Source organism: Crinalium epipsammum PCC 9333 (assembly GCF_000317495.1).
Lineage (GTDB): Bacteria > Cyanobacteriota > Cyanobacteriia > Cyanobacteriales > PCC-9333 > Crinalium > Crinalium epipsammum.
Map to the genome: position 1 here is coordinate 3,230,001 of NC_019753.1, position 26,077 is coordinate 3,256,077.

The following is a 26,077-nucleotide window of genomic DNA, read 5'->3' on the forward strand; positions in this document are numbered from 1 at the left end:
TCAAGGTTCTAGCTGGATTAAATCCAGCAGGCTGACTCTCGTTATTGTCAGATTGCTAGATGTGTTTCCACATTGTTTAAACCGAACCATTAATAGTTTGAAAGCCTTTAGACTAACTCTCGCTTGACCTGGGATGACTACTGTGGGTGAATCTGTGAGTTCACACTTTGTAGTTGGTCTCCCTAAAAGGAGGTGATCCAGCCACACCTTCCGGTACGGCTACCTTGTTACGACTTCACCCCAGTCACCAGCCCTGCCTTCGGCATCCCCCTCCTTTACAGGTTAGGGTAACGACTTCGGGCATGACCAGCTCCCATGGTGTGACGGGCGGTGTGTACAAGGCCCGGGAACGAATTCACCGCCGTATGCTGACCGGCGATTACTAGCGATTCCACCTTCATGCAGGCGAGTTGCAGCCTGCAATCTGAACTGAGCCACGGTTTATGGGATTTGCTCACCATCGCTGGTTGGCTGCCCTTTGTCCGTAGCATTGTAGTACGTGTGTAGCCCAGGACGTAAGGGGCATGCTGACTTGACGTCATCCCCACCTTCCTCCGGTTTGTCACCGGCAGTCTCCTCAGAGTGCCCAACTTAATGCTGGCAACTTAGGACGAGGGTTGCGCTCGTTGCGGGACTTAACCCAACATCTCACGACACGAGCTGACGACAGCCATGCACCACCTGTGTTCTGGTTCCCGAAGGCACTCCTCGCTTTCACGAAGATTCCAGACATGTCAAGCCCTGGTAAGGTTGTTCGCGTTGCATCGAATTAAACCACATACTCCACCGCTTGTGCGGGCCCCCGTCAATTCCTTTGAGTTTCACACTTGCGTGCGTACTCCCCAGGCGGGATACTTAACGCGTTAGCTACGGCACTGTCCGGGTCGATACAGACAACACCTAGTATCCATCGTTTACGGCTAGGACTACAGGGGTATCTAATCCCTTTCGCTCCCCTAGCTTTCGTCCCTCAGTGTCAGATGAGGTCCAGTAGAGCGCTTTCGCCACTGGTGTTCTTCCCGATCTCTACGCATTTCACCGCTACACCGGGAATTCCCTCTACCCCTACCTCTCTCTAGTAATTCAGTTTCCACTGCTTCTACGGGGTTAAGCCCCGCTCTTTAACAATCGACTTGAATCACCACCTACGGACTCTTTACGCCCAATCATTCCGGATAACGCTTGCATCCTCCGTATTACCGCGGCTGCTGGCACGGAGTTAGCCGATGCTGATTCCTCTGGTACCTTCACTTTCTTATTCCCAGAGAAAAGAGGTTTACGACCCAAGAGCCTTCCTCCCTCACGCGGTCTTGCTCCGTCAGGCTTTCGCCCATTGCGGAAAATTCCCCACTGCTGCCTCCCGTAGGAGTCTGGGCCGTGTCTCAGTCCCAGTGTGGCTGATCATCCTCTCAGACCAGCTACTGATCGTCGCCTTGGTGCGCTCTTACCACACCAACTAGCTAATCAGACGCGAGCTCATCTTCAGGCGGTAAACCTTTTACCTTTCGGCACATCCGGTATTAGCCACCGTTTCCAGTGGTTGTCCCGAACCTAAAGCCAGATTCTCACGCGTTACTCACCCGTCCGCCACTAATGTATTGCTACATCCGTTCGACTTGCATGTGTTAAGCAGACCGCCAGCGTTCATCCTGAGCCAGGATCAAACTCTCCATTTTATGTAATGAGTTTTGCTCGGCTTAATCTTTGGAACCGAAGTTCCACTTTGCTCAAAGCGATTGACTTTGAGGCTTAATTGCTTTTTGACGAGGTTTCGTGCTATAAAGCTTTCAAACTATATAATTTTCTAGGTTCAGGCGCTTCGTGAGTGCTTCGCTTTCGCGTCCCTCTCTCGACCGCTTTATTAATGTAGCAACTCTGTGAGAATGTGTCAACCCTTTGACGGAAAATTTTTCTCAGTGTCTGTTTTATAAACCCTGAAAAGCAATTGGGCAAAGCCCTACAACCGCCCTTCATTTTTTTCTTGTTCTTGCAATTCCGTGATTAGAGCATATATAGGATTTACTTACAAAAAATGTCTTTACCCCAACAATTGGCAGCTTTTCAAGTTTCCCCACTCAGCAAAGGGCTTAGAGCCTATCCGAAAAATAATTGAATGGCGATCGCACGACCACAATAGGAAAGTTATGAAGGAAATAAAGGCAGTTAGTTAGTAAGAATCTATTACCTCGATAGCTCTTTGAAGTGCTTCTATTTCATCTCGCCACTGCTCAATCAAGGAATTGTTAGCTCTTGTGTGTTTTTTCGATTCTTTGAGCATGGCAATTCGCTTCATAGAGAGTGCTGTAGAAAGAGCGGATGCTGCGATCGCTTTGGTCTGAGCATCAAGCAGGGATATTTGTTCCTTATTGTCTGTGACAGGGCTACTTAAGGAAATATTATGTCCTTCATCAAGTAGTTTAGCTATCTGTAAAATCTGCTCTGCTAGCGCGATCGGCACACGAATAGTCTTGGTTGCTCCATGCTTCCAAGTAGGTTTCCAACTGGTACTTCTGAGTCCACCTTTGGGCATTTTTCCTTTCCAATTGACTGTAACACTGCCAAAAACCTAGTTATATTGCCTGTAACATGGCTATGAGTAGGAGTCAACTCAACAGTGGAAATAGTTTTCTAGCGATGATTAGGGTTGCAGCCAATTGTACAAACCCTAAATAGCAGTCGGCGTTTTTATCCCAACAGATTAGCAAACGCCGAAAGCGATTGAACCAAGAATGTCCCACTTCAACTACCCAGCGTCGAGGTGGGTGCCGATTTGGATCATTTGGTGGTGGTACAGGTTGAGTGGTATCGGGAATATGAGCAATGTACCCATTGCTTTGAGCTTGAGTACGGCACTGCTCATAGTCATAGCCCCGATCAAGACATAAATGTTGCTCTGCCTGTTGCGGTGATGGTCGTTCAATCACGATCGCGTCTAACAACTCAGCTAACTTTTTCATATCATGGCGATTTGCCCCGCTCAAAACCACTGCGCTCATGTACTCCTTTCCCTTCTGTTAACAAGTGGCGCTTACAACCACACTTGCCTCTGTCAGTAGGATTGCGACCCGTTGCCTCGGTTTCACCTTCCACTCCTACCTTACCCAAAGGAGCTTTGACAATACATCCATCTGCGGCTTGCCACTCCCAATCAATACCGATTACTTGATCGTACTGTTGTAATAAAGTCGCCCAAACTTTTTCTAGGCATCCATATTCTAACCATTCTCTGTAACGATCATAGGCTGTCGATTTTGGCCCATATTCTGCTGGTAATGCACACCATTGGCTACCAGTACGCGCTAGATAAATTAGACCATTAAAAATACGTCGATCATCAGCCCTTGGAGAACCAGGTTTTTTGCGAGGTTTCGGAATTTTTAATAAGGGTGCAATTTGTTGCCACAGTGCATCGCTAACAAACCAAATAGTCGGCGGTTCCTTGGTTTTAAGTGTTTCTGACCTCGACATTTCCAAATCCGATCATGTTTTAACTTACCTCTCTACTATATAGCCTTGACACAGGCAAGTGAAGGGAAGAATTCCCGACTGTTGTTTTTTTACCCTTTTTCATGCCCTATATAGCCATGACACGGGCAATCTCTTCTGGCTTTCAGCTTGAAATTGTTAGGAATGCGGTTGCACGATCGCACTGAAATTATTTTTCGGATAGGCTCTAAATGCCACCCCTGCAAAGAACTGGGTTTAAATGGATGTGCGATTCGTTTCTCTGAAATGGGTAGTAATACTCAAGGATGAGAGCTTTAGTAGAGTAACCCGTCAGGGTAGAGTTCGCACTTTAATCCTCTACTAATGACAACTTGATATCCATGTAGGTGAGGAAACCTAACCGAGCCACAAGCTAAGACAGTTAGGGGACAAAGAGGAAAAGATGAAAGTCTACACCGACATCATAACTCTATACAGAAAACACCAAGTCCTACTGCCCTGGTGTGGGGTTAAAAGCACACAGACAACCTAATAACAGGTTGCCCCCATACGCAAGAATGACTATCGAACGTATGAAGCGGGGGTGAAAGCGGCTCAGATGGTAATAGCTGAAAGCATCTACCGCAAGCAATGTTCCAAGGGTAGAACAAACGAAGTGTCGATGAGCCACCGTAACAATCCAACAGGGTAAATAAGCTAATGGGTACTATAAACACTCAACCCCTGTGTCAGAAACATCTGACAAAGGTAAGGACTAACAGTATCGTTCGACCTAGTTAGCACACCACCTAGACCCTCGGTGGAGAGACACGCCCTAAAGAACATATCAATGGATGTCAGGAACGAAGTAACCCTCTAGTGCGCTCCTTGTTAAGTCAATTAGTAAGGTAGGTAGTCAACCAGAAGCTACTTAGAGGGTGGGATGGTTCAAAAAGCAAATGCCAAGCCTGAATTAACAGGCAATGCCGTAAAAGGGATGGCGTAATTGCCTGGATAAGCTGACGTGAATCGCAATGTGTAAACGCTAGAGATTCAAGTAGCAATGTATAAGCCTAATTCAGATTCACAATTGAATACTGAGGGATGGAAGGATATCAATTGGCGCAAAGTCGAGCGATACGTCTTCAAGTTGCAAAAGCGTATCTATGCTGCTTCTCGTTGTGGCAATGTCAAACTTGTACGCAAACTCCAAAAAACGCTGATGAGGTCTTGGTCTAATAGAGTTCTATCAGTACGAAGGGTAACACAAGAAAATCAAGGTAAGAAGACGGCAGGAGTGGATGGAGTTAAATCACTGTCCCCAGAAGCACGCCTAAAACTTGTAAGGGAATTAAAGCTAACTGGCAAGTCTAAACCCACAAGACGGGTATGGATACCAAAACCAGGAACAGACGAAAAGCGCCCGCTTGGTATTCCCACTATGTACGACAGAGCTTTACAAGCTGTAGTTAAGGCTACCCTTGAGCCTGAATGGGAAGCTTTCTTTGAGCCAAACAGCTACGGTTTTCGACCAGGAAGGTCATGTCACGATGCGGTTAATCAAGTCAAAAAAGCAATAATGCAAAAGGCTAAATACGTGCTAGACGCGGATATAGCCAAATGCTTTGACCGCATCAACCATGAGAAACTGCTCCAAAAGTTGAACACAAAAGGTAAGGTCAGGCAACAAATAAAAGCTTGGTTGAAATCTGGAGTGGTAGACCAAGGAAGCTTTACTGCTACATCTGAGGGTACGCCACAAGGTGGAGTCATTTCTCCGCTCTTGGCTAACATTGCCCTTCACGGAATGGAAGAAAGGATAAAACAAGAATTCCCTAGAATGTCACACTCAGGAAGGGAAACTTGGTATCACAAAAAGGGTGAGGAATTCCCAACACCCGATGTTATCCGGTACGCGGATGATTTTGTGATATTCCATCAGAACAAAACCGTTGTCCAGAGATGTCGAGATATAATCTCGAATTGGTTAAGTGATATTGGCTTACAGTTGAAACCTGAAAAGACGAGGCTAAGTCATTCGCTCAATCCTGAGTTGAGTGACGATGGTATTGCGGGGTTCGATTTCCTCGGACACCACATACAACAATACCCGACTGGTAAATACCGATGTACGAGGGATAGCAAAGGTAGGATATTAGGTTTTAATACTCTCATCACCCCATCGAAGAAGGCGAGTAAGGTTCACCTTGAGGAAATCGGAAGAATCATCAAAAAACATAGGTCATCGCCTCAATCGGCGTTAATCAAAGACCTTAACCCTGTAATAAGGGGATGGACTTCTTACTACTCAAACTCTGATGCACAAACAGTCGGAGAACTATCACGACAAGATTACCTCACATACCTGAAACTTCGTAGATGGGCAAAACGCCGATGTAAAAATGCCAAGAAAGCAAGCAGCAAGTATTGGACGACCATCGGCAACAACAACTGGGTATTCGCAACCAAGGAGGGAAAAGCGAACCCCCTCCGGTTACTTACGCATTCTGAATTTGGCAGCAGTAGCACTGAATACGTCAAGGTTAAAGGCGATAAAAGCCCGTTCGACGGCGACCTAGTTTATTGGAGTTCAAGAGTTGGAACGCACCCTGAATTGTCAAGTCGAAAGGCTAAGTTGTTAAAACAACAAAAGGGTAAATGTACCAAGTGCGGATTAAGCTTTCAGAATTGGGATGTCTTAGAAGTAGACCACATCATACCTAAAGCCCTTGGCGGTAGGGATGAATGGAAGAATCTACAACTATTGCATCGGCACTGCCACGACGAAAAGACCGCTATTGACCTAATAGAAATTCGGAAGAAACAACACTCCAAAAACCTTGAACAATTAGCCCAACAATGGGATAAAAATGAATGGGAGTGGGTTGACGATGTTCCAGTAATATTAGGACGAAAGAACGGTTCAGAAAATCCTAGTTCTAAACAAACTGGGGAACAATTCAAGCTTGATTTTACAGAAGTTTGGAAGAAAGGCATAAAAGGGGAAACCCTCACAGAAGAAGAAGAAAAACTTTTTCGAGTGCTGCTGAACTAAGGTCAATAGGAAGTCCCTCTGACAACGGGAGACACATTGAGTAGCCGTGTGCGGTGAAAGTCGCAAGCACGGTTTCGGATGGGAGGGGGAGGTTAGTAATAACTTCTCTCGACCCTAACCATAAACAAAGTAATCTGGCGTGCGGAATGTTTGCTCGTAAATATCTTTTTTCGCGCAAATGTCTACTTGCGCTGTAGAGGGTGACATTAATTCGACAATGACATCAGGGTAGCGACCATTTTCTTCCCATACTACCCAGCCTTGACGGTCGGTTCTACCATCGACATTTAAAACTATAAAGAAATCTGGTCCTCGAAAATCGCGGTTTCTTGCTTGGGCGGAACTGTAGTAAATAAACATATTTCCCCCCGCAAAGTAATCATTGCGCTGTGCCAATGCAGTTAGCATTGACCGAATTAGGACATTCATGGCAATGCGGTGGCGATTACTTTCCAAGGGTTCACCATCATCGAATATTAAATCAGTGGGCGGCATGGGGGGTTCCCAGTCCACATTCTCTGTTATCTGGGCTTGCTGCTGTTCGCTGGTTAAAGATTGCATTTGCCCTCCCATCAGTTTTGATGTCTTTTTTTAGTTTAGAAGGTTGGGGAGGAGATAGGCGATGTCTATGACGCTGCTCCGCCTACGCACTTTTTAAATCATCATTATAAAGAGTTGGCTTCTGGTGGGAAGATAATTTCATTTAAAGACTTCAGAATATATTGGACAGTCAGAATATTTAAAGTTTCTATTAAAAAAAGGCGGTTTTTAAAGGGAGATTATATAGGTAACTTGAGTGACAAAAGTAGTAAATATCATTTCAATCCTAACTGTAGAGATTAGAAAAACTTAGTTTTAAAATATCTTTTTGTAAATAATGAGCAGCGAAAAATAGAAAACCATAAAATACCTGATGCTTAAAAAAAAGCTGGTCTTAATGAATTTTCTTTTTACGCCAAAAGTGATTACATATCAAGTAAATTGCGATGAGTAAATCTGGTTTACGAGTGCGATTATTTCTCTTTGTTGATTGTCTTCTTGCATTACGCAGCAAGCTGAAAATTGTTCGTTCTTTGCAAAAATATTCAGGTGATGAGTCGGTTGAACTTCCAGTAGCTTTGAAGAGTATACTAAATTTTGCTAACCCTGATTTTATGCCATAATTGGTAGAGCCGAATTTCTTCCTTTTTTTTGCAATTTACAAAGTAAATGCTTAATAAGCACCTTGCTTTTTTAAAACTACAGCGACAGTCTTAAATAAAATGTTTATATCTAACCAGAGCGACCAATTTTCAATGTAGTGAAGATCCAATCGCATTACTTGGTCAAAATCAATAATGTCAGACCGACCAGAAACTTGCCACCAACCTGTAATTCCTGGTAAAACTTCCTGACGGATAAAGTGACGTTCTGAAAAATTTGCTACATCTCTAGTTGCTAAGGGACGAGGCCCGACCAAGCTCATTTCTCCCTGCAAAACATTAAAAATTTGTGGCAATTCATCTAAGCTATAACACCGCAAGAATTTGCCAATGCGGGTGACGCGAGGATCGTCTTTCATCTTAAACAGAACCCCATCTTGATTTTCGTTCAAAGTTTCTAATTCCTTTTGCAGTTTATCTGCATCAGGGCGCATCGTGCGGAATTTCCAAACTTTAAATTTTTGCCCATGCAAACCGATACGAGTTTGTTTATAAAACACTGGTCCCGAAGAATCCAGTTTGATGGCTAGAGCGATCGCTATATAAATGGGAGAAGTTAAGATTATAAATAAACTGGAAAAACAAAAATCAAACATTCTTTTAATCCAAAAATCTTTACCTGTAATCAATGGACAAGTAAATGTCAGACAAGGCATTCTGCCAATCTTACTTAGCTCCATATCTCTATAAATTTGTTTTACTTCCATAGGCAGAATATGAATAGTTATACCAGCCGCGTGAAACAACCAGCATAAAAACATCCTGTTTTTAATCGCATTCCATGAAATAAATACTTCAGTCACACCTAAATCATGGAGTTGTTCTAACGTTGCCTTGCGAGTATATCTATCCAAGGCTTTAGCTCCATCAAATCCTACAATTTTACAGCGATTATCTTTTTTGATGAAATTAAAATATTCTGCTTGTTCTTCTGGATCACAAATAACAAAAACAGAATTTTTTCCAAACAACTGGAGATCGCGTAGATATTCCAGAGTAACATTCACAAACAATCTGCCAGCACATACCCAAGATGCATTCAAAAACCAAGGCAGTAACAAGTGTGAAGGGGACTCAAATTGTACTGTTTGTACTGTTTTATTGAGCAGGATAATTGCTAAAAGCAACCCATGAGCAAAAGCTAGCGACTTGATTATATTGAAGTAGTCATAACGCTTTTGCCCTGGTTGATAAAGTCCTTGGATTGCCATTACTGCTATCTCAACCAAAATAGTTATCAGCATTCCAAAAGAACTGCGTGACGTATCCCAGGGAAAATCATTAGGTGGAATGTAAGATTCAGCTATCAGCCAGGATACAGATAAACTAAGATAATCAAAAAAAGCGAGAGTGATTATTCTTATCCACCAATTACCTTTTCGTACTCTGGAAAATCCAGGGGCACGCAAGTCTAATGGGGCTTCACTCAAGTGAGTGTATGCCATCTTTGCTCCTTATTTATAGCAATAATTTTATTAGTTAAACTAGCTTTTCTTGCTTTAAAATCAAAAAAGCTTTGCAAGTTGAGTTTTTAGATTTTATAAACTTGCTAACTTGAATCACCATGAAATCAACCTAAAGATAAGGTTAACACTAAAGCTTTTATATATTATAATACAATAATAGGCTATATTCTTGAGGTTTAGTATAATAAAATACAAATTTTAATTTATTAACGACAATCCGATAAAATGGACGTTTATGCTACTGAAAGCTAATGCTAATTCCCCCTTAAATCGAGACAATAGATATATAGAGGGTTATAAATAATCAACATAGCCCTCAAATAAGGAGTGTATTAGCGGTGGTTGTACAAATATCCAAAAGCACCTACGAAACTAAAACCCAAGAAATTGCCAAGCAACTTTTAGCAGCTACGCGGGAAAATCGCTCCTTTTTTGCCAAAATCGGCGACCAAATGCGCTGGAATGATAAGTTACTCGGATGGGCGATGAGTAACCCTGGTTTACGAGTGCAATTATTTCGCTTTATTGACTGTCTCCCGGCATTACGCAGCAAGGCGGAAATTGCTCGTCATTTGCAAGAATATTTAGGTGATGAGTCGGTTGAACTTCCAGCAGCTTTAAAGGGTATGCTCATATATAGAAACGCAACCTAGAGAAACAACAAATATTAATTTTGATCCGCTAGTTGGCTTATTTGCTGGTTCGCCTGATTTATCGGCTAATTGTGAAGAGATTTTGCAACAGTAAATTACTGATAAGTCTGAGTGGACATATTAACATAAAAATATAATAATGTGAAGTTCAAAGCTATACTTATTCTAAATGTTATAACTTAATCGCCTAACAGTTTAATAATCGTTGCCATTGGTAAATAAAGTCGATGTGGCTGCTGAGGAAAGGGAATAAATTGATGATATTCGTAAAACTGCTGTGCTTGCTCATTTTTGGCATCAACAATCACAGCCATCGAAGCTATTTCGCTGTTTTTGCTGCGTTGTAAAGCATCAAATAAAAGAAATGTTCCTAATCCTTTTTTTTGATACTTTTCATCAATTGCTAATCGTCCTAGTAATGTTGCGGGAATTAGAGGATATTTGGGGATTTTGCTGGTTAAAGTTAATGGTAATTCTGCTAACTGAATCGCTGTGGCTGCGAGGGTATAATATCCTGCGATTTCGTTTGAGTCCAAGTTAGATAAAACAAATACTGCTGTTAAAAAGCGGCGTAAATCTTGCCGTGCTTGCTTTTTTAAATAAGAGTCAAGCGCCTCAATTCCACAATGAAAGTTTGTGCGGTTGTGCTGCTGTGATAGAGGTTCAATGATGTAGTTGAAGTCAGGAACACTCATTTGGATGCGTTCGCTCTTTTATATTCAGCAGCAGCAGCAATCATTCGAGCATTCGGTTCAGGAGGATTCAGTAAAGCTTCTACAAATGCTTGACTATCTTCTAAGCTTAGTTGCAGGCGGGTATGTTCTTCTATTACTCGACGCGCTTGTGCTTGGGCGCTTCTCACTACAAAGTCTGTTATTGTTGTTCCCTCAATTTCCGCCGCGTGTTGTAACAGTTCTTTTTGTACGCTAGTCAGACGCGCTTCTAATCGTTCTGATTTTGTGCGTTTTTCCCTGTTTTTAGAGGGCTGTGGAGTCTTCATCAACTATACTTTTTAGTTGCTTATACCTTTTAATTGTACGTCCACTGGACGTACTGAGCAATAAGCTAGATGGATAGCAACAGCAGATATTATTACTTAGGATATTTTCTTGATTAGGCTGCATATCGAATAATTTCTACTTCTGCGCCATTATTAATAGCAGTCTCGGCTCTTTGTAATACCTGTTCAGCGATTTGATCGCTTAAATAATATTCCCCACAGTTATCACAAACGTCTGCGGGAACTTGTTTGATAATTACAATTGAATTATCCCTTTCTAATGTAACAGTTACTAAGCCTACTTGTGTTTGTCCATGTTTGCAAATTACACATTGCATAAGCTTTATCTCCTACTTCTAAAATTATTTCGCCACAGATTCGGATCGGGAATATAAGCTGTAACTACATATCCTGTATCTGTAGATTCATCATAGGAAAACACTACATGAATTGGTTTACCGTCAACAAAATCTAATAATAGATAACTAGGAAATGGCGTATCCTCTGGATTTTCTTCTATGACTTCTCCATAAGCAACTACAGAGTCTACCTCTTTTTTACTAATTCGCCTCAAAAACATTTGTTGAATTGCATGACGCGAAAACACTAAATTCTGAGCATTCACTATTTATTTCAAATCTCCATAACCTAAAATTATAATATCCTAACTAATTATTTCGACCACAACATTGTAGTAGTTTTGAAATTTTGCCGTAAATGCGACCGCACATAATCGCACTTAACTAAACTAGCTTTATCTTTCTTCCTTCCAATACTCAGAGTAGCTAATATTATCCTGATAATCTAAATAATCATTGTAATTCCCTCCAAATTCCTGAAGTGTGTAGCAATCATAAACTAATTGGCTTCTGTAGAACCAAGAATTGTAATACTTTAAGTAGCTAAGGCTCTTCCTATCATTTAAATTACGTTTAGACGCATTAATTGATTTGACATCAGTTGATAATATGTGTTTGGACAACCAATAATTTTGATCTGAATCTTCGTCATTTTCGTCTATTTTTTCTTTAAAATCATCTTCAAGTTCTGGTGAAAAATCATCTTCGCCTATTTCTCTTTTAAAATCATCTTCAAGTTCTGGTAAAAAATTATCTTCGCCTATTTCTCCTTTAAAATCATCTTCAAGTTCTGGTAAAAATTATCTTCGCCTATTTCTCCTTTAAAATCATCTTCAAGTTCTGGTAAAAAATTATCTTCACCTATTTCTCCTTTAAAATCATCTTCAAGTTCTGGTGAAAAATCATATTTATCGAAATTTTCATCTGTAGTTAGCAGATTATTTATTTGTGTTGAAGATGTGCTACTGGTTTTTGGCTCAATTTGCACTTGATTGGGAGGAATATCTAACCTTCTTGAAACGGCTAATATTGTAATATCAACAGTAATGCTATGAGTTGCTGCTAACTGATTTAAACCTAAGCGAATGATGAATGATAGAAGACGGAATATTAACTTAATGCAAATTTTTCTAATTACATCTTCTACGTTGATACTTAAATCTGTTATTTCTGTTGCTGTATCTGTCGCTTCAAATGAATCTTCTTGGTCAGCAAGAAAATTATCAGAGACTTTGTTAAGTAAAGAAACAATCTTTACTAATAATTTAAAATAAAACCAAAAATTTAAGCGTTTGGGCTTTTTCTTTAAACTTCGTTTCTCAGTAACAGTAGCCGTAACCTGAAAAATACCTTGAGCATCGTTAGCAGCAGTGAAAACTCCATTTTGATCAATTTCACCGCCAGTAGCTTCCCAGAATACTCTTCCAGTTTCTATCGGATTGCCATATTGGTCAAATGCCCTAATAGTGAAAGTTTGAGTTTCGCCAGGATTGAGTTTTATTTGTCTTGAAGGATGAATTTCTAATCGTGTTAAAACTGGTAGCAAAGTGACTTGAGCAGAAGCACTTTTTTCACCGACAGTAGCAGTTACAGTTACTATACGATTTTGATAACCACCTATAAAAATTCCTTGGCGATTAATCTTACCTCCTGCTGTACATTTCCAATCTACTTTTCTAGGTTCTATTACATCACCTTGTTGATCAAAACCTTTTACAGTAAATTCGTACCTTTCGTTAGGTTCAATTTCTAATTGTTTTGGGAAAATTTCTAAGCGTCTTAAAACAGGAATGACTATTACATCAGCAGAAATGCTAAGATTTTGGTCAAGAGCGATCGCTCTCACTTGAAAATTACCTTTAGCATCGTGAGCAGCAACAAAATTACCGCTTTGGTCAATTTCACCTCCTGTTGCTTCCCACAAAACACGCCCAATATAAAAATCACGACTTCGCTGATCTAAACCTCGAACTGTAAAGCTTTGAAATTGGTCAGGTGTGATCTCTACTTGCTGCGGAGAAATTACCAGCTTTGTGAGTCGGGCTGGCTCAATTACTTCTACAAACGCCGAGCTAGTAATATTGCCTAAACTAGCAGTGACAGTAATATTAGCATCGCGATCGCAAGCAATTAAAGTACCATCAGAGTATATAGTTCCATCTGTGGCGCTCCAATCAACCCCATTAATTGCTATTTGATCGCCATATTGGTCAAAGCCTGTGACAGTAAACGTTTGTCTGCCATTAGGCTGTAATTTTATATTTTTGGGATAAATTTCTAATCTTCTTAAAACTGGCAGTAAAATAACTTCGGCAGAATCACTAATTTTTCCGACAGTGGCAGTAACATTACCTTCGCGTTTTTTGTAGCCACCTACAAAAGTTCCATTAGAATCAATCCAACCGCCTGTTGTACATTGCCAGTCTATTTGAGTGGGAATAATTACGTCGCCTTGCTGATCGACAGCTTTAATGCTAAATGTGACACTTTGATCAGGCTTAAGGGTAACTGATTTAGGCTCAATTTCTAAGCCGATTAATAAAGCAGGAATACTGATATTAGCAAAAGTTTTTATATTTTTGTCAAAGGCGGTGGCGGTGACTATAAAATTACCTTTAGCATTGTGAGCGGAAATGAAATTACCACTTTGATCAATTTCACCTCCTGTGGCATTCCATGCTATATCTCCGGTATTGATTTCTTGACCGCGCTGATCTAAACCTTGAATTGTAAAGCTTTGTTTTTGATTCGGCTGCATCTCTATTTGCTGAGGATAGATTAGCAGTTTTGTAAGCTTTGGCGGTTCAACTACGTTAACAGATGCAGAGGAACTGATATTTTCTACAGTAGCAGTTATAATTACTTCCTCTTGTTGATAACTAGCTACAAAAATTCCTTGATTATCAATACTTCCACTACTAGAAAACCATCTGCTCTGGGCAATAGTAAAGGGATTTTCATACTGATCGAAAGCTTGAACAGTAAAACGCTGACTTTGCCCAAAATCAATTTTTAATTGTTGAGGGTTAATGACAATTTTTTCTAGTCGTGGTGGTTCAACTACAGTTACGGAAGCAAAAGTAGAGAGAGTTTCAACTGTAGCTGTAACAGTAAAATCTCCTTGAGTTTGAGCAGCCACAAATAAGCCGTTTGTGTCAATAGTTTCACCTGTAGCTGTCCAAGTTATTTCTTCTATTTCAAACTCTTGACCATTTTTATCGAATCCTTTAACCGTAAAAACTTGGCTTTGATTAAATTCAATACGTGCTTGTGATGGAATAAGATATATCTTGCTTAACCTTGAAGAGCTACCTTTTAAGGAATGCAAAGCTTCTCCCGTCAGAAGGTTCCAAATCATTACCCAGTTATTGCTGCCAGTAACCAGAGTTTCTCCATCTGCACTGATGGCTACCGATGTGATAAAAGCAGAGTTGCTGTTAATAGACCTTTCTGTATATTGGTTCTTTTGGTTTCTAATCATTACCCAGCTATTGCTACCAGTAATAAGAGTTTGCCCATCTGCCACTGACGTAGGAGAATCGGCGTTGCTGTTAATAGGGCTTTCTGTATATTGGTTCTTTATTTTGATAAATTGATCGTCGCTACCAATAGCAAGTAGCTCACAATATGGGCTAATAGCAAGCGAGTTTATACTACTGTAGTATTTTAATGAATCTTCTGCTAATTTCAAGTTTGAGATAGGAAACAGATTTAAATCTTTTTGGCGATTGCCTGTTAGATTCCTGAAAATAAATAACAACGGTATACCAATTAAAGCAACTCCAAATGTTGTAACCTTACTAATAATAGCGAGTAAAATAAACATAAACATTTGATTCCAACCACTTTTACGGGAAGAAGCAGAATCACCTTTCCAAATGTTAATGATTCCATTACGGCTACCACTAACAAGAGTATTATTATCTGGATAAATAGTAACTGCCTGAACTGCATCTGAATGTTCTTTTAAACTACGGAGCAATTTCCCCTTGCTTAAGTTCCATAGTTTAATTGTTTGATCCGTACTCCCACTAACAATAGTTTCTCCATCACTACTAATGGCAATAGAACAAACTGCTCCTGAATGTTCTTTTAAATTACGGAGAAATTTCCCAGTATTTAAATCCCAAAGCTTAATACTTTTATCTGCACTGCCACTAACAAGAGTTTTTCCATCAGGACTAATAGCCACAGATAAAACCCAACTTGAATGCTTGGTAAGCGTATGAAGAAGTTTTCCTGTTTTTAAATTCCACAATTTGATAGTCTGATCGGCACTGGCTGTGGCAAGGATGTTGCCGTCAGGACTGATAGCAACAGACAAAATCCAGTGAGAATGCGCCTCAAATGAATTAATTAATTCCCCAGTTTTTAAATTCCATAGTCTAATTGTCTTCCAGCTTCCACCTACAATAGTTTGGTCATCAGGGCTTATAGCAACACAAGAAATTGTGTCAGTAAATACAACAGGATCTACAGGCGATCGCACTTCAGAAGCATTAGCAAGATCAGGCTTATGTCCGTGAATTATCCAATAAGCTGCTTGCTGTACTTTTTTTGACTTATCTTTTAAAACATTAGCAATTAGCAAGTCTAACCCTTGTTGTGATTTCAAAACTTCTTGTAACTGGGCAATTCTTGCTTCGTATTCATTTTGTTTGTAGGAATTATCTGGCATTGCACCTTAAGAATTAAATTATTATAAATTTTCCCATGACTTAGGTAAATGTTGAAAGCAAGCAAATTAATTTTGAAAATAATCTTTATAATTTTTCGACATAAATCAGTTATTACGCACTATTATGTTTCATATTTTATTACACTTTTTCAAAATTAAATATTTGTATACAACGATACAGTTTTTAAATCAGTAATAACCATTCTAAGAAATGGGTATTTATACTACTGAAAGCATAGGCTAATTACCCCTTAAATCGAGAGAATAGATATAGAGGGCTTTAACTTCTCAACATCGCCCTCAATTAAGGAGTGTATTAGCTGTGGTTGTACAAATATCCAAAAACACCTACGAAACCAAAACTCAAGAAATTGCCAAGCAACTTTTAGCAGCTACGCGGGAAAATCGCTCCTTTTTTGCCAAAATTGGCGACCAAATGCGCTGGGATGATAAGTTACTCGGATGGGCGATGAGTAACCCTGGTTTACGAGTGCAATTATTTCGCTTTATTGACTGTCTCCCTGCGTTACGCAGCAAGGCGGAAATTGCTCGTCATTTGCAAGAATATTTAGGTGATGAGTCCGTTGAACTTCCCGCAGCATTAAAGGGTATGCTAAATTTTGCTAACTCTGATTCTATGCCGGGACAGTTAGCTGCTACAACTGTATCAACAGCCGTAGAAACTTTAGCGCATAAATATATTTCTGGGGAAAATATTAACCAAGTAATTAAAACAGTTGAGCGGTTGCGTAAAGATAAGATGGGTTTCACCATAGATTTATTAGGTGAAGCGGTAATTACGGAAGCTGAGGCGCAATCTTATTTAAACCGCTATCTGGAATTAATTGAGCAACTTACTGATGTAGCGAAAAAGTGGTCATCAGTACCCATTATTGATGCTGCTGATGGGGAAGCTATACCACAAGTGCAAGTATCTGTCAAGTTAACGGCGTTTTATTCCCAGTTTGACCCGTTGGATGCTAAGGGAAGTGAGGAAAAAGTAAGCGATCGCATCCGCATTTTACTACGTCGCGCTGCCGAGTTAGGTGCTGCTATCCATTTTGATATGGAACAGTATAAATATAAGGATTTAACTCTTGCTATCCTCAAAAAGATATTGATGGAAGAAGAGTTTCGCACCCGTACAGATATTGGTGTAACTCTACAAGGTTATCTGCGCGACAGTCTGCAAGATTTACAAGATTTAATTGCATGGGCGAAACAACGCGCTTATCCTGTAAGTGTGCGCTTAGTTAAAGGTGCATATTGGGATCAAGAAACAATTAATTCAATTCAAAAAGATTGGAAACAACCTGTATATAACGATAAAGCGGCGACAGATGCTAATTTTGAAAAACTCACACAATTGTTGCTAGAAAATCACGAGTATTTATATGCTGCAATTGGGAGTCATAATGTGCGATCGCAAGCTTATGCTATAGCTATAGCAGAAACCCTTAATATCCCCAAACGCCGCTTAGAAATGCAAGTGCTTTACGGCATGGGTGATAAACTAGCAAAAGCATTAGCAGATCGTGGTTATCGCGTTAGAGTTTATTGTCCTTATGGTGAATTATTACCAGGGATGGCTTATTTAATTCGCCGTTTGTTAGAAAATACTGCTAATAGTTCCTTCTTGCGACAAAATTTAGAAGAACGTCCCATAGAAGAATTATTAGCACCCCCAGTAGGAAATGAGCAAGCAGTAATTGAAGCTACAAGAGTATTTCCTAACGCTGCGGATACAGATTATGCTGAACTCAAAGCCAGAGAAGAAGCGCAACAAGGTTTTCGCATAGTTCGCCAACAATTAGGAAAAACCTACTATCCTTTAATTAATGGGGAATATATCACCACAGCAGAAACAGTAAATTCTGTTAACCCTTCTAACCCTGATGAAATTATTGGTAAAATTGGACAGCTTTCTGTAGAACAAGCAGAAGAAGCTATTGCAGTAGCAAAAGCAGCATTTCCTGCATGGCGGAAAACTCCAGTAAGACAACGCGCTGGTGTATTGCGAAAAGCAGCAGAATTAATGGAACAAAAGCGCCATGAGTTATCAGCTTGGATGGTATTAGAAGTTGGTAAACCTTTGCGCGAAGCAGATGGAGAAGTTTCTGAAGCGATAGATTTTTGTCGCTACTACGCTGACGAAATGGAACGGTTAGATCAAGGATATATATATGATATAGCTGGGGAAACTGACCGTTATATCTATCAACCGCGTGGTGTTGCTGTTGTTATTTCTCCCTGGAATTTCCCCTTAGCTATTGCAGTAGGGATGACAGTTGCAGCATTAGCGACTGGTAACTGTACTTTACTCAAACCTGCGGAAGTTTCTTCGGTAATTGCTGCTAAATTCAGCGAAATTTTGATAGAAGCTGGAGTACCAAAAGGGGTATTTCAGTTTGTACCAGGGAAAGGTTCTAAGGTTGGCAATTACATGGTTAACCATCCTGATGTGCATATTATTGCTTTTACTGGTTCTCAAGAAGTAGGTTGTCGCATTTATGCAGATGCAGCAACTTTAAAACCAGGACAAAAACACATGAAGCGAGTAATTGCAGAGATGGGTGGTAAGAATGCAATTATTGTCGATGAAAGTGCAGATTTAGATCAAGCAGTTGCGGGTGTTGTGCAGTCCGCATTTGGTTATAGTGGGCAAAAATGTTCTGCTTGTTCGCGGGTAATCGTTCTCGATCCTGTATATGATACCTTTGTGGAGCGGTTTGTGGAAGCTACGCGATCGCTCAACGTGAATATTGCAGAAGCGCCAGGTACACAAGTAGGACCTGTAATTGATAGTAACGCACGCGATCGCATTCGTGAATACATCGAAACCGGGCGCAAAGAATCACAAGTAGCATTAGAAATGTCTGCACCAGATAACGGTTACTTTATTGGTCCCGTAATCTTCAAAGATGTACCACCCGATGCTACGATTGCCCAAGAAGAAATTTTTGGTCCAGTCGTTGCTGTCATTCGCGCTAATAATTTCGATGAAGCTTTAGATATTGCCAACAGCACAAACTTTGCGCTTACTGGTGGTTTATATTCCCGCACACCTTCTCACATCCAAACAGTATCAACTGAATTAGAAGTTGGTAACGTTTATATTAATCGAGGTATCACAGGCGCAATAGTATCGCGCCAACCTTTCGGTGGGTTTAAACTTTCTGGTGTTGGTTCCAAAGCTGGTGGCCCCGACTACCTGTTACAATTCCTAGAACCGCGTGTAATTACAGAAAATATCCAGCGTCAAGGATTTGCACCAATTGAAGGAGTAGATTAGCTATTAGCTATCAATATTAGATATGTAGGTTGGGTTGCACTGCCCTTAACCCAACCTACTAGCTGCTTTGCATAAGTTGTGTGTGTTTAAAATGAGCGAATTAATTATTAAAATAGCTGAACTGCCGTTAGAGTTTCCGGCGATTAAAAAAATCAGAAAAGCAGTTTTTCAATTAGAACAAGGCATTGATTCAACATTAGATTTTGATGGCGAAGATGAAAAGCATGAGCATATATTGGCTTATTTAGATGATCAACCCGTCGGAACTGCTAGAATTAAATATCTGGACAATAAAACAGCAAAAATAGAAAGACTTGCGGTTTTGTCTGAGGTTAGAGGGCAAGGAATCGCTAAGAAAATAATGGCAAGTGCTTTAGATTTTTTAACTCAAAAAGGGTTTATAAAAGTATTGATTCATGCCCAGGAATATGTAAAAGGTTTGCATGAAAAGTTGGGCTTTGAACAAGTGGGAGAAATATTTGAGGAAGCTGGTATTCCTCATGTAAAGATGATAAAAATGATTGAATAACCAGAAAGATTTTGTGATTAATAGAGACTTTTGTTGTTTGACAATTGGTAAAAAACTCCAATCTTGGCATATTGCCATCAACACCAACAGTTACTTACCACAATTTCAACGATTACAGTGCATTAGATGTTAATTGTTAATTGTTAATTGTATAAAATGTTTGTGCAAGGTGAAACTATAGCGGCGATCGCAACGGCTGTTGTACCGCAACAAGGTAGTGTGGGAATTGTGCGGGTATCTGGCGCAGAAGCGATCGCGATCGCTCATGCTATCTTTCATGCGCCTGGAAATCAACCCTGGGAAAGCCACCGCATTCTTTATGGAAATGTACGTCATCCACAGACAAGGCAGTTGGTGGATGAAGCTTTGTTATTAATTATGCAATCGCCTCGCTCATATACCCGCGAGGATGTTGTAGAGTTCCATTGTCACGGTGGAATTATGCCTGTGCAGCAGGTGTTGCAATTATGCTTAGAACAAGGTGCAAGATTAGCAACACCAGGAGAATTTACGCTGCGGGCGTTTCTCAATGGACGTTTAGATTTAACTCAAGCAGAAAGTATTGCTGATTTGGTAGGGGCGCAAAGTCCAGCAGCATCCCAAGCGGCGCTTGCAGGTTTGCAGGGTAAATTAGCTCAACCAATTCGGCGCTTAAGGATGGAAGCTTTAGATATTTTGGCAGAAATTGAAGCCAGAATTGATTTTGAGGAAGATTTACCGCCTTTAGATGAGCCAGCAATTACAGCCCAAATTGAACATATTTTGGCAGAGGTAAGTTTAATTTTAGCAACAGCAGATCAAGGGGAATTGCTACGCAGTGGTTTAAAAGTGGCGATAGTTGGTCGTCCGAATGTGGGAAAATCAAGTTTATTAAATGCTTGGAGTCGTAGCGATCGCGCAATTGTAACTGATCTTCCTGGTACTACCCGCGATGTGGTGGAATCTCAGTTAGTAGTTAAAGGTATCCCTGTGCAAGTTTTGGATACTGCTGGGATTCGAGATACTGTGGATGTAGTGGAAAAAATCGGAGTAGAGCGATCGCGTTTAACTGCCCAAGCAGCAGATTTAGTCATACTTACGATAGATGCCCAAGCTGGTTGGACAAGTGGCGATCAACAGATTTATGAGCAAGTACAGCAACGCCCTGTAATCTTAGTAATTAATAAAATTGACTTGGTGCAAGATATTAGTCAATTATCTTTACCAACTCAAATTCAGCAAATTGTACATACGGCTGCTGCCCATAATCAAGGTATTGATACTTTAGAAAATGCGATTATTGGTGCTGTACAAAGTGGTAATCTGCAAGCAGCTAATTTAGATATTGCGATTAACCAAAGGCAAGCGGCGGCATTAACGCGGACTAAAATTTCTTTAGAGCAAGTACAAGCAACAATTGCTAATCAATTACCCCTCGACTTTTGGACAATTGATCTACGGGGTGCAATTCAAGCTTTAGGAGAAATTACAGGTGAAGAAGTGACGGAATCTGTATTAGATAAAATTTTTAGTCGATTTTGTATTGGGAAGTGAACAATTAATCAGTGACCAGTGACCAGTGACAAATTAAGTGTTGATATATCATAAATATAAATAAATGTCAATCCTACGACAGTGACTTGTAATCCATAGCCATTCTCATGTAGCTTGGCATAGCTCACCTACTTTTAGTTATAGCGGTGCAGGATGAAGTTTTGGCGCTGGTTTGTTGCTTCTAGCTTGCTGGCTGTATCACTGAACAGTTGTAGGAGCGAATTGTTAAATTTTCAGCTAGGTAAATCAGTTGATGGCGAAGTAGTGAAAATTTCCTATGGAGACAAAGGAAATGCTACCGGATTTTTTGTACCAGCGCCGGATCAAGTTTGTAGTGTTCTCACAGCGCGTCATGCTTTGCCTGCGAGTGGTAAGTTGAAGTTACAAACTTCTGACAATAAACTTTGGGAACCTGCTAATATTCAACGCTTCCCTAATCAAGATTTAGCAGTAGTAACCTTTAAACCTGGTGAATCAAATTGCCCTTATCAAGCTTTTCGTTTAGGTAATTTTGAGCAGGTAAAACTGGGAGATAGTATCAAAATTTTAGGTTTTTCTCAATCAGCAGATAGTAACCAGCTTGCGTCGCAGTCTTTATCAGGGGCGGTTACAGCAATTGAGAATTTACCAGATGGTTATGGTATTTCCTACAAAACTCCGGCAAATAAAGGGATGGTAGGCGCACCTGTACTTAATCAAGCTGGTGAGGTAATTGCCGTTAATGGTCGTAATATTAGAGAAATTGCTCGCTTGGCTGAATTAAAAGGCGCTGTACCACCACAACAGTTATCTACAGCAAATTCTAATCAAGGTAGTAATTCTGCGGTTGAGGTTGTTAATTGGGGAATTCCAATTAATATTTATATGGCAAATGCGCCGATAATTCCTACTGAGGCTGTGGCTAATTCAACTGCGCCGAAAAGCGCCGCCGAATGGTTGAAAATTGGCAATGATTTTTATATCTCTCAGCAGTATGAAGCGGCTCTGAAAGGATATGATCAAGCTCTGAAGATTGAGCCTAAATATGTTTTAGCTTGGTTGTATAAAGGATCGTTGTTACTGGAGTTAAAACGCTACCAAGAAGCTGTTAGTAATTATGATCGAGCGTTGCAATTTAAGCCAGATTCAACGGTAGCTTTGTCAAATCGAGGTTTAGCATTAGATCATATACAGAAGTATGAGGAAGCGATCGCATCTTTTGATAAAGCGATTAAACTACAACCAAATGCCCCTGAAGTGTGGACTGGACGCTGTTATGCTTTAGCGAAGTTGCAAAAATACCAAGATGCGATCGCATCTTGTGAAGTAGCAATTAAAATTCAGCCAGAATACTCTGATGCTTGGAATAATCGGGGATATGTACTAAATCAGGTACAACAATACGATCAAGCTTTGTTATCCTTTGAAAAAGCAATTGAATTTGAACCGAATAATGCCGAAGCTTGGGCAAATAAAGGGTTAGCGTTAGATCATTTACAACAGAATGCGGAAGCGATCGCAGCTTATGATCAAGCAATTAAGTTACAACCAAATTACGCTCAAGCTTGGTATGGTCGCGGCAATGCTTTATTTAGTTTAAATAAGCCTAAAGATGCCCTAGCTGCTTATAATAAAGCGATTAGTTTGAAGCCCAATTATCAACAAGCATTAAATAGTAAAAGTGCAGTATTAGCAGCGTTACAACGTAATCAAGATAATGTTGCTGCTGAGGGGCAAACACCTCACGTAAAAGTAGATAATTACAACAATTGATATTAATCAGTAGAGACGCGAAATTTCACGTCTCTACATTATTTTACGTCTTTACATCTAAACAACCACAAATTTAGTCCAGGCATCTTGCCCGCGTGATGTTTTGCGTAAGCCCTAAAGTGTATTAACAGCCTATACAGTAAACAAAAAGTTAAAAGCTTAGAAGGTGGTTGTTTATAATACAAGCTACCTAACAGGTTTCTATTAGGATTTATTATCTCTCACAAAAGTTATTTATTTTACTTACTCAACCTCTACTTGAGGCGACGTACCATTAGTCATTTTCCCATTCTTCATGCCCCATCAAATCGCCGACGCGATCGCGTAGCAAGAAGTTACAGCGTTCTAGTTCACATTCTACACAAACCCACTCACGGGCTGGGATGTACTGACAGAGGACATAAATCGGTTGTTGGCGACTGATAACACCTTTGTCTACCAGTTGGCGTGCCTCGTCTTTAATTACTTCTATGGAATATCGAAGAGAATTAGTAGCTTGGATTGTGTTAATACTCATATTTTTTCCCAGATTAACTTAGCCGTTACGATTTATCTTAAACCAATAATCGGTAGCTGGAAAATAAATTTACTTCAGTATACAAAGTTACAAACTGATCACTATCTTAAATAACAATTCCAAAAGTCAGGAAACGTTGATATATAAGTAAATCTGCCTTATTGACGATGACAACGGGGATCAGCCCTTGCAATACTCAAAAAGCAGATTTTTCAAAGTTTATGGGCAAATAATTGCTAGGTAAACGTAAAGTTAAGAAAAGAAAAAAGTACTAAAGTAACAATCCTTTAATTGCAAAGTTTTATGAATTAAATAAGGTTTTTAAAACAATTGCTTGAGCGGCTGGCATCTGTCCATAGGAAAAAATGCAGGGAGTATCGCCAGAAAGTTTGGGCAACAACTGCTGGTAGGCGTAGGGGCTACCATAAATTAACAAAGCTTGTAGTTGATTTGTAGCTAAAAGTTTTTGCAGCACTTCTTCTGCGATGCGCGTCATCCCAGCACTACCTCGGAAGGGATTCCCACGAATAAATAGTTGTAATAAGGTGGGAGTATCAGATGACTCTGCTAAGGGAGTGTGAGAATCAAGCAGTTGTAGTTGATATCCAAGTTGTAGCGGAAGTGCGATCGCAGGTGCTTGTTTGCCTAAATAATCAGTAGACAAAATATCATCAACAACAATCAAGTTGCGTTTGCTAGTTGCTTGATTTGCTAATGCTTGTAAAGGTACTGCGCCACTAATAATTTGAGACTCTTTTAAAATAGTGTCGGCAATGCTTAAAGCTGTTGGTTGAGCAAGTTGGTAGACATTTGTTAAAAACTCCTCTGCCCCTTCACTAACAGCAATAGACGCAGGGAATAACTTTTGCTTGGCTTTCCAAATACGTTCGACAGAAGCACGAATTCTTTCAGCAGAAATTCTTCCAGATGCAACTGCTTCACATACTGCCTTGATTGCGCCTGGTGGATCGAGTGGCATTAAGATAATATCAGCGCCAGCTTCGACTGCCATCACAGGGGCTTCATTTGCACCATAAGTATTAGCAATTGCGCCCATAACTAGGGCATCAGTGACGATTAAACCTTCAAATCCTAAATTTTGGCGGAGTTCTTGAGTTAAAATCCGCTTGGATAGGGTGGCTGGTTTGTCTGCATCCCAAGCTGGAATTAATAAGTGTGCGCTCATTACTGCATCTACACCAGATGCGATCGCAGCTTTAAATGATGGTAGTTCAATTTCTGCTAATCTTTCTGGTGAGTGCGGTAATACAGGTAAATGTAAATGGGAATCAACAGCAGTATCGCCGTGACCTGGAAAATGCTTTGCTGTGGTTAAAACTGGGTATTTTTGAGCGCCTTGAATAAAAGCAGTTGCTAACTGAGTAACTTCCGATGGATTTTCACCAAAAGCGCGAACGTTGATAACTGGGTTAACAGGATTATTATTGACATCAACTATAGGAGCCAATACCCAGTTAATCCCAATTGCTAATGCTTCCGCAGCCGTGATTTCTCCCATCTGCGCGGCATATTTTTGGGCTGTTTCGGGATTTTTGCGAGCAATAGCACTTAGCGCCATTGGTGGCGGGAACCAAGTTGCACCAGTAAACCTTTGACCAACACCTTCTTCGATATCGGCAGCAATTACTAAGGGAATTTTCGCCCAACTTTGGAGTTGTTGCGATCGCAACGTTAATTCCCCAGCACTACCGCCCATCAAAATCACACCACCCACACCCAGGTTTTCTACCCAGTGTTGTAGCGCGGCTGCTGGTGGTTCCCATTCTGGATACTGAATTTGGTGGTCGAATAGGTAGCCAGATGCTCGTACTACGACCATTTGGGCTACCTGCTCTTCCAGAGAAAGCGTATCTACTTCAGATAGGGATAGTGTTGGTCTATTTACTGATATCAAAACGTTTATTCTTCCTCTGCTGAAACAACATCATCGTCTATACTCTGAGCGCGATCCTGATCAGGGTGTTCTTGACTAATTTTGTTGATCAGCGATAATACGCGATTACCTCGTTCTATAGAACGATCTTCTAGAAAGATTACCTCTGGTGTCCGACGCAAGCGCACTCGATGACCGAGTTCACGGCGGACATATCCAGTTGCAGCCTTTAAGCCAGCCATCGTTTCCGCCTTGGCTTCATCTGTTCCATAGATGCTGACAAAGATTTTAGCGTGTTGCAGGTCGCCTGATACGTCTACATCTGTGACGCTGACCATTCCTGCGCCCACGCGATCGTCTTTGATATCTTGGATCAGCATTTGCCCGATTTCGCGCTTAATTTGTTCGGCAACGCGAGATACGCGACGATCTGTAGCCATAATTCAGCCTCCTTTTAGGTGGAGTATGGGCGATACTTCTACATATCCTACTAAATTGGAGCTAAACCCAGCATGGCACGGAGGGTAAAAGATAAAAAAGTCAGCCCAGCGACTAAGAAAATAATCAGTGCGATCGCTGTTACTGGGCGCTCTAATAGAGGTTTCAACCATCCGAAGGTGAAAAAGAATACACCCAGCAGCATCGTTATAAAAAAGCGGGGATAACGAGAGATGTTTTCCCAAAATCCATCAAAAGTTGCAAACATAAATAATCAATTATC

At 40.5% G+C, this 26,077-nt stretch carries 18 protein-coding genes, 1 rRNA gene and 2 pseudogenes; 7 read left to right on the forward strand and 14 right to left on the reverse strand.

Annotated elements, in window-relative coordinates:
• Positions 1 to 185 precede the first annotated feature (185 nt).
• The 3 genes from CRI9333_RS14150 to CRI9333_RS25780 form a co-directional block, all read right to left on the reverse strand.
• A 16S ribosomal RNA gene (locus CRI9333_RS14150) occupies positions 186 to 1,676 on the reverse strand.
• Between the two features lie 491 nt (positions 1,677 to 2,167).
• Entirely contained in the window at positions 2,168 to 2,530 is a 363-nt protein-coding gene (locus tag CRI9333_RS14155) for a hypothetical protein (protein ID WP_015201419.1), read from the reverse strand.
• A 73-nt stretch (positions 2,531 to 2,603) separates the two neighbouring features.
• Positions 2,604 to 3,468, reverse strand: a protein-coding gene (locus CRI9333_RS25780) for an IS5 family transposase (RefSeq protein ID WP_157462327.1) whose coding sequence is annotated in 2 segments (ribosomal slippage) — positions 2,604 to 2,996 and positions 2,998 to 3,468 — 864 coding nt in all. Because the reading frame shifts where the segments join, the coding sequence is not laid out codon by codon here.
• Positions 3,469 to 4,489: 1,021 nt separating this feature from the next.
• Here CRI9333_RS25780 and ltrA point away from each other — a divergent pair.
• Positions 4,490 to 6,481 (forward strand): group II intron reverse transcriptase/maturase, encoded by a 1,992-nt coding sequence (gene ltrA, locus CRI9333_RS14165; protein ID WP_015203844.1) that lies wholly within the window; start codon positions 4,490 to 4,492, stop codon positions 6,479 to 6,481.
• 120 nt (positions 6,482 to 6,601) lie between these two features.
• Here the strand turns inward: ltrA and CRI9333_RS14170 are convergent.
• Positions 6,602 to 7,042: pseudogene (locus CRI9333_RS14170) on the reverse strand (Uma2 family endonuclease); the annotation flags it as partial.
• 425 nt (positions 7,043 to 7,467) lie between these two features.
• Here CRI9333_RS14170 and CRI9333_RS27400 point away from each other — a divergent pair.
• Entirely contained in the window at positions 7,468 to 7,644 is a 177-nt protein-coding gene (locus tag CRI9333_RS27400; protein WP_198013571.1) for a hypothetical protein, read from the forward strand.
• Between the two features lie 50 nt (positions 7,645 to 7,694).
• On the opposite strand, the gene CRI9333_RS14175 is transcribed toward CRI9333_RS27400, so the two are convergent.
• Positions 7,695 to 9,128, reverse strand: a complete 1,434-nt coding sequence (locus tag CRI9333_RS14175) for a sugar transferase (protein WP_015203846.1) — start codon at positions 9,126 to 9,128, stop codon at positions 7,695 to 7,697.
• A 359-nt stretch (positions 9,129 to 9,487) separates the two neighbouring features.
• On the opposite strand from CRI9333_RS14175, the pseudogene CRI9333_RS14180 reads away from it, so the two are divergent.
• Positions 9,488 to 9,793: pseudogene (locus tag CRI9333_RS14180) on the forward strand (L-glutamate gamma-semialdehyde dehydrogenase); the annotation flags it as partial.
• Between the two features lie 188 nt (positions 9,794 to 9,981).
• On the opposite strand, the gene CRI9333_RS14185 reads toward CRI9333_RS14180, so the two are convergent.
• The 5 genes from CRI9333_RS14185 to CRI9333_RS14205 form a co-directional block, all read right to left on the reverse strand.
• Entirely contained in the window at positions 9,982 to 10,497 is a 516-nt protein-coding gene (locus CRI9333_RS14185; protein WP_015203848.1) for a GNAT family N-acetyltransferase, read from the reverse strand.
• Positions 10,494 to 10,802 (reverse strand): type II toxin-antitoxin system TacA family antitoxin, encoded by a 309-nt coding sequence (locus CRI9333_RS14190; protein ID WP_015203849.1) that lies wholly within the window; start codon positions 10,800 to 10,802, stop codon positions 10,494 to 10,496. The genes CRI9333_RS14185 and CRI9333_RS14190 overlap by 4 nt, the downstream gene beginning before the upstream one ends.
• Positions 10,803 to 10,915: 113 nt before the next feature.
• On the reverse strand, positions 10,916 to 11,140 hold the full coding sequence (locus tag CRI9333_RS14195) for a type II toxin-antitoxin system MqsA family antitoxin (protein ID WP_015203850.1): 225 nt from the start codon (positions 11,138 to 11,140) through the stop codon (positions 10,916 to 10,918).
• Positions 11,141 to 11,145: 5 nt separating this feature from the next.
• Complete coding sequence (locus tag CRI9333_RS14200) at positions 11,146 to 11,427, reverse strand: DUF4258 domain-containing protein (RefSeq protein ID WP_015203851.1); 282 nt, start codon at positions 11,425 to 11,427, stop codon at positions 11,146 to 11,148.
• A gap of 494 nt (positions 11,428 to 11,921) precedes the next feature.
• Positions 11,922 to 15,839, reverse strand: a complete 3,918-nt coding sequence (locus CRI9333_RS14205; RefSeq protein ID WP_015203852.1) for a beta-propeller domain-containing protein — start codon at positions 15,837 to 15,839, stop codon at positions 11,922 to 11,924.
• 322 nt (positions 15,840 to 16,161) lie between these two features.
• Between CRI9333_RS14205 and pruA the strand changes: the two genes are divergently transcribed.
• From pruA to CRI9333_RS25005, 4 genes are all read left to right on the forward strand, one after another.
• Positions 16,162 to 19,131: an L-glutamate gamma-semialdehyde dehydrogenase gene (pruA, locus tag CRI9333_RS14210; RefSeq protein WP_015203853.1), complete on the forward strand. Its 2,970-nt coding sequence runs from the start codon at positions 16,162 to 16,164 to the stop codon at positions 19,129 to 19,131.
• A 91-nt stretch (positions 19,132 to 19,222) separates the two neighbouring features.
• Positions 19,223 to 19,660 (forward strand): GNAT family N-acetyltransferase, encoded by a 438-nt coding sequence (locus tag CRI9333_RS14215; protein WP_015203854.1) that lies wholly within the window; start codon positions 19,223 to 19,225, stop codon positions 19,658 to 19,660.
• Positions 19,661 to 19,816: 156 nt separating this feature from the next.
• A complete protein-coding gene (mnmE, locus tag CRI9333_RS14220; RefSeq protein WP_015203855.1) occupies positions 19,817 to 21,193 on the forward strand; it encodes a tRNA uridine-5-carboxymethylaminomethyl(34) synthesis GTPase MnmE in 1,377 nt (458 codons plus the stop codon).
• A 153-nt stretch (positions 21,194 to 21,346) separates the two neighbouring features.
• Positions 21,347 to 22,945 (forward strand): tetratricopeptide repeat-containing S1 family peptidase, encoded by a 1,599-nt coding sequence (locus tag CRI9333_RS25005; RefSeq protein WP_051035393.1) that lies wholly within the window; start codon positions 21,347 to 21,349, stop codon positions 22,943 to 22,945.
• Between the two features lie 274 nt (positions 22,946 to 23,219).
• On the opposite strand, the gene CRI9333_RS14230 is transcribed toward CRI9333_RS25005, so the two are convergent.
• From CRI9333_RS14230 to CRI9333_RS14245, 4 genes are all read right to left on the reverse strand, one after another.
• Entirely contained in the window at positions 23,220 to 23,462 is a 243-nt protein-coding gene (locus CRI9333_RS14230) for a DUF4327 family protein (protein ID WP_015203857.1), read from the reverse strand.
• A 301-nt stretch (positions 23,463 to 23,763) separates the two neighbouring features.
• The gene (locus CRI9333_RS14235) at positions 23,764 to 25,377 is read right to left on the reverse strand and encodes a glycoside hydrolase family 3 N-terminal domain-containing protein (RefSeq protein ID WP_015203858.1); all 1,614 of its coding nucleotides are present in this window, start codon (positions 25,375 to 25,377) and stop codon (positions 23,764 to 23,766) included.
• A 5-nt stretch (positions 25,378 to 25,382) separates the two neighbouring features.
• Positions 25,383 to 25,796, reverse strand: coding sequence for a 30S ribosome-binding factor RbfA (rbfA, locus tag CRI9333_RS14240; protein ID WP_015203859.1), 414 nt, complete (start codon positions 25,794 to 25,796; stop codon positions 25,383 to 25,385).
• 50 nt (positions 25,797 to 25,846) lie between these two features.
• On the reverse strand, positions 25,847 to 26,062 hold the full coding sequence (locus CRI9333_RS14245) for a DUF751 family protein (RefSeq protein WP_015203860.1): 216 nt from the start codon (positions 26,060 to 26,062) through the stop codon (positions 25,847 to 25,849).
• Positions 26,063 to 26,077 lie beyond the last annotated feature (15 nt).

Bases quoted from the DNA above. Each gene is read 5' to 3' on its own strand.
- CRI9333_RS14155 (WP_015201419.1), bottom strand. From the start codon at position 2,530: ATGCCCAAAGGTGGACTCAGAAGTACCAGTTGGAAACCTACTTGGAAG.
- ltrA (WP_015203844.1), top strand. From the start codon at position 4,490: ATGTATAAGCCTAATTCAGATTCACAATTGAATACTGAGGGATGGAAG.
- CRI9333_RS27400 (WP_198013571.1), top strand. From the start codon at position 7,468: ATGAGTAAATCTGGTTTACGAGTGCGATTATTTCTCTTTGTTGATTGT.
- CRI9333_RS14175 (WP_015203846.1), bottom strand. From the start codon at position 9,128: ATGGCATACACTCACTTGAGTGAAGCCCCATTAGACTTGCGTGCCCCT.
- CRI9333_RS14185 (WP_015203848.1), bottom strand. From the start codon at position 10,497: ATGAGTGTTCCTGACTTCAACTACATCATTGAACCTCTATCACAGCAG.
- CRI9333_RS14190 (WP_015203849.1), bottom strand. From the start codon at position 10,802: ATGAAGACTCCACAGCCCTCTAAAAACAGGGAAAAACGCACAAAATCA.
- CRI9333_RS14195 (WP_015203850.1), bottom strand. From the start codon at position 11,140: ATGCAATGTGTAATTTGCAAACATGGACAAACACAAGTAGGCTTAGTA.
- CRI9333_RS14205 (WP_015203852.1), bottom strand. From the start codon at position 15,839: ATGCCAGATAATTCCTACAAACAAAATGAATACGAAGCAAGAATTGCC.
- CRI9333_RS14215 (WP_015203854.1), top strand. From the start codon at position 19,223: ATGAGCGAATTAATTATTAAAATAGCTGAACTGCCGTTAGAGTTTCCG.
- mnmE (WP_015203855.1), top strand. From the start codon at position 19,817: ATGTTTGTGCAAGGTGAAACTATAGCGGCGATCGCAACGGCTGTTGTA.
- CRI9333_RS25005 (WP_051035393.1), top strand. From the start codon at position 21,347: ATGAAGTTTTGGCGCTGGTTTGTTGCTTCTAGCTTGCTGGCTGTATCA.
- CRI9333_RS14230 (WP_015203857.1), bottom strand. From the start codon at position 23,462: ATGAGTATTAACACAATCCAAGCTACTAATTCTCTTCGATATTCCATA.
- rbfA (WP_015203859.1), bottom strand. From the start codon at position 25,796: ATGGCTACAGATCGTCGCGTATCTCGCGTTGCCGAACAAATTAAGCGC.
- CRI9333_RS14245 (WP_015203860.1), bottom strand. From the start codon at position 26,062: ATGTTTGCAACTTTTGATGGATTTTGGGAAAACATCTCTCGTTATCCC.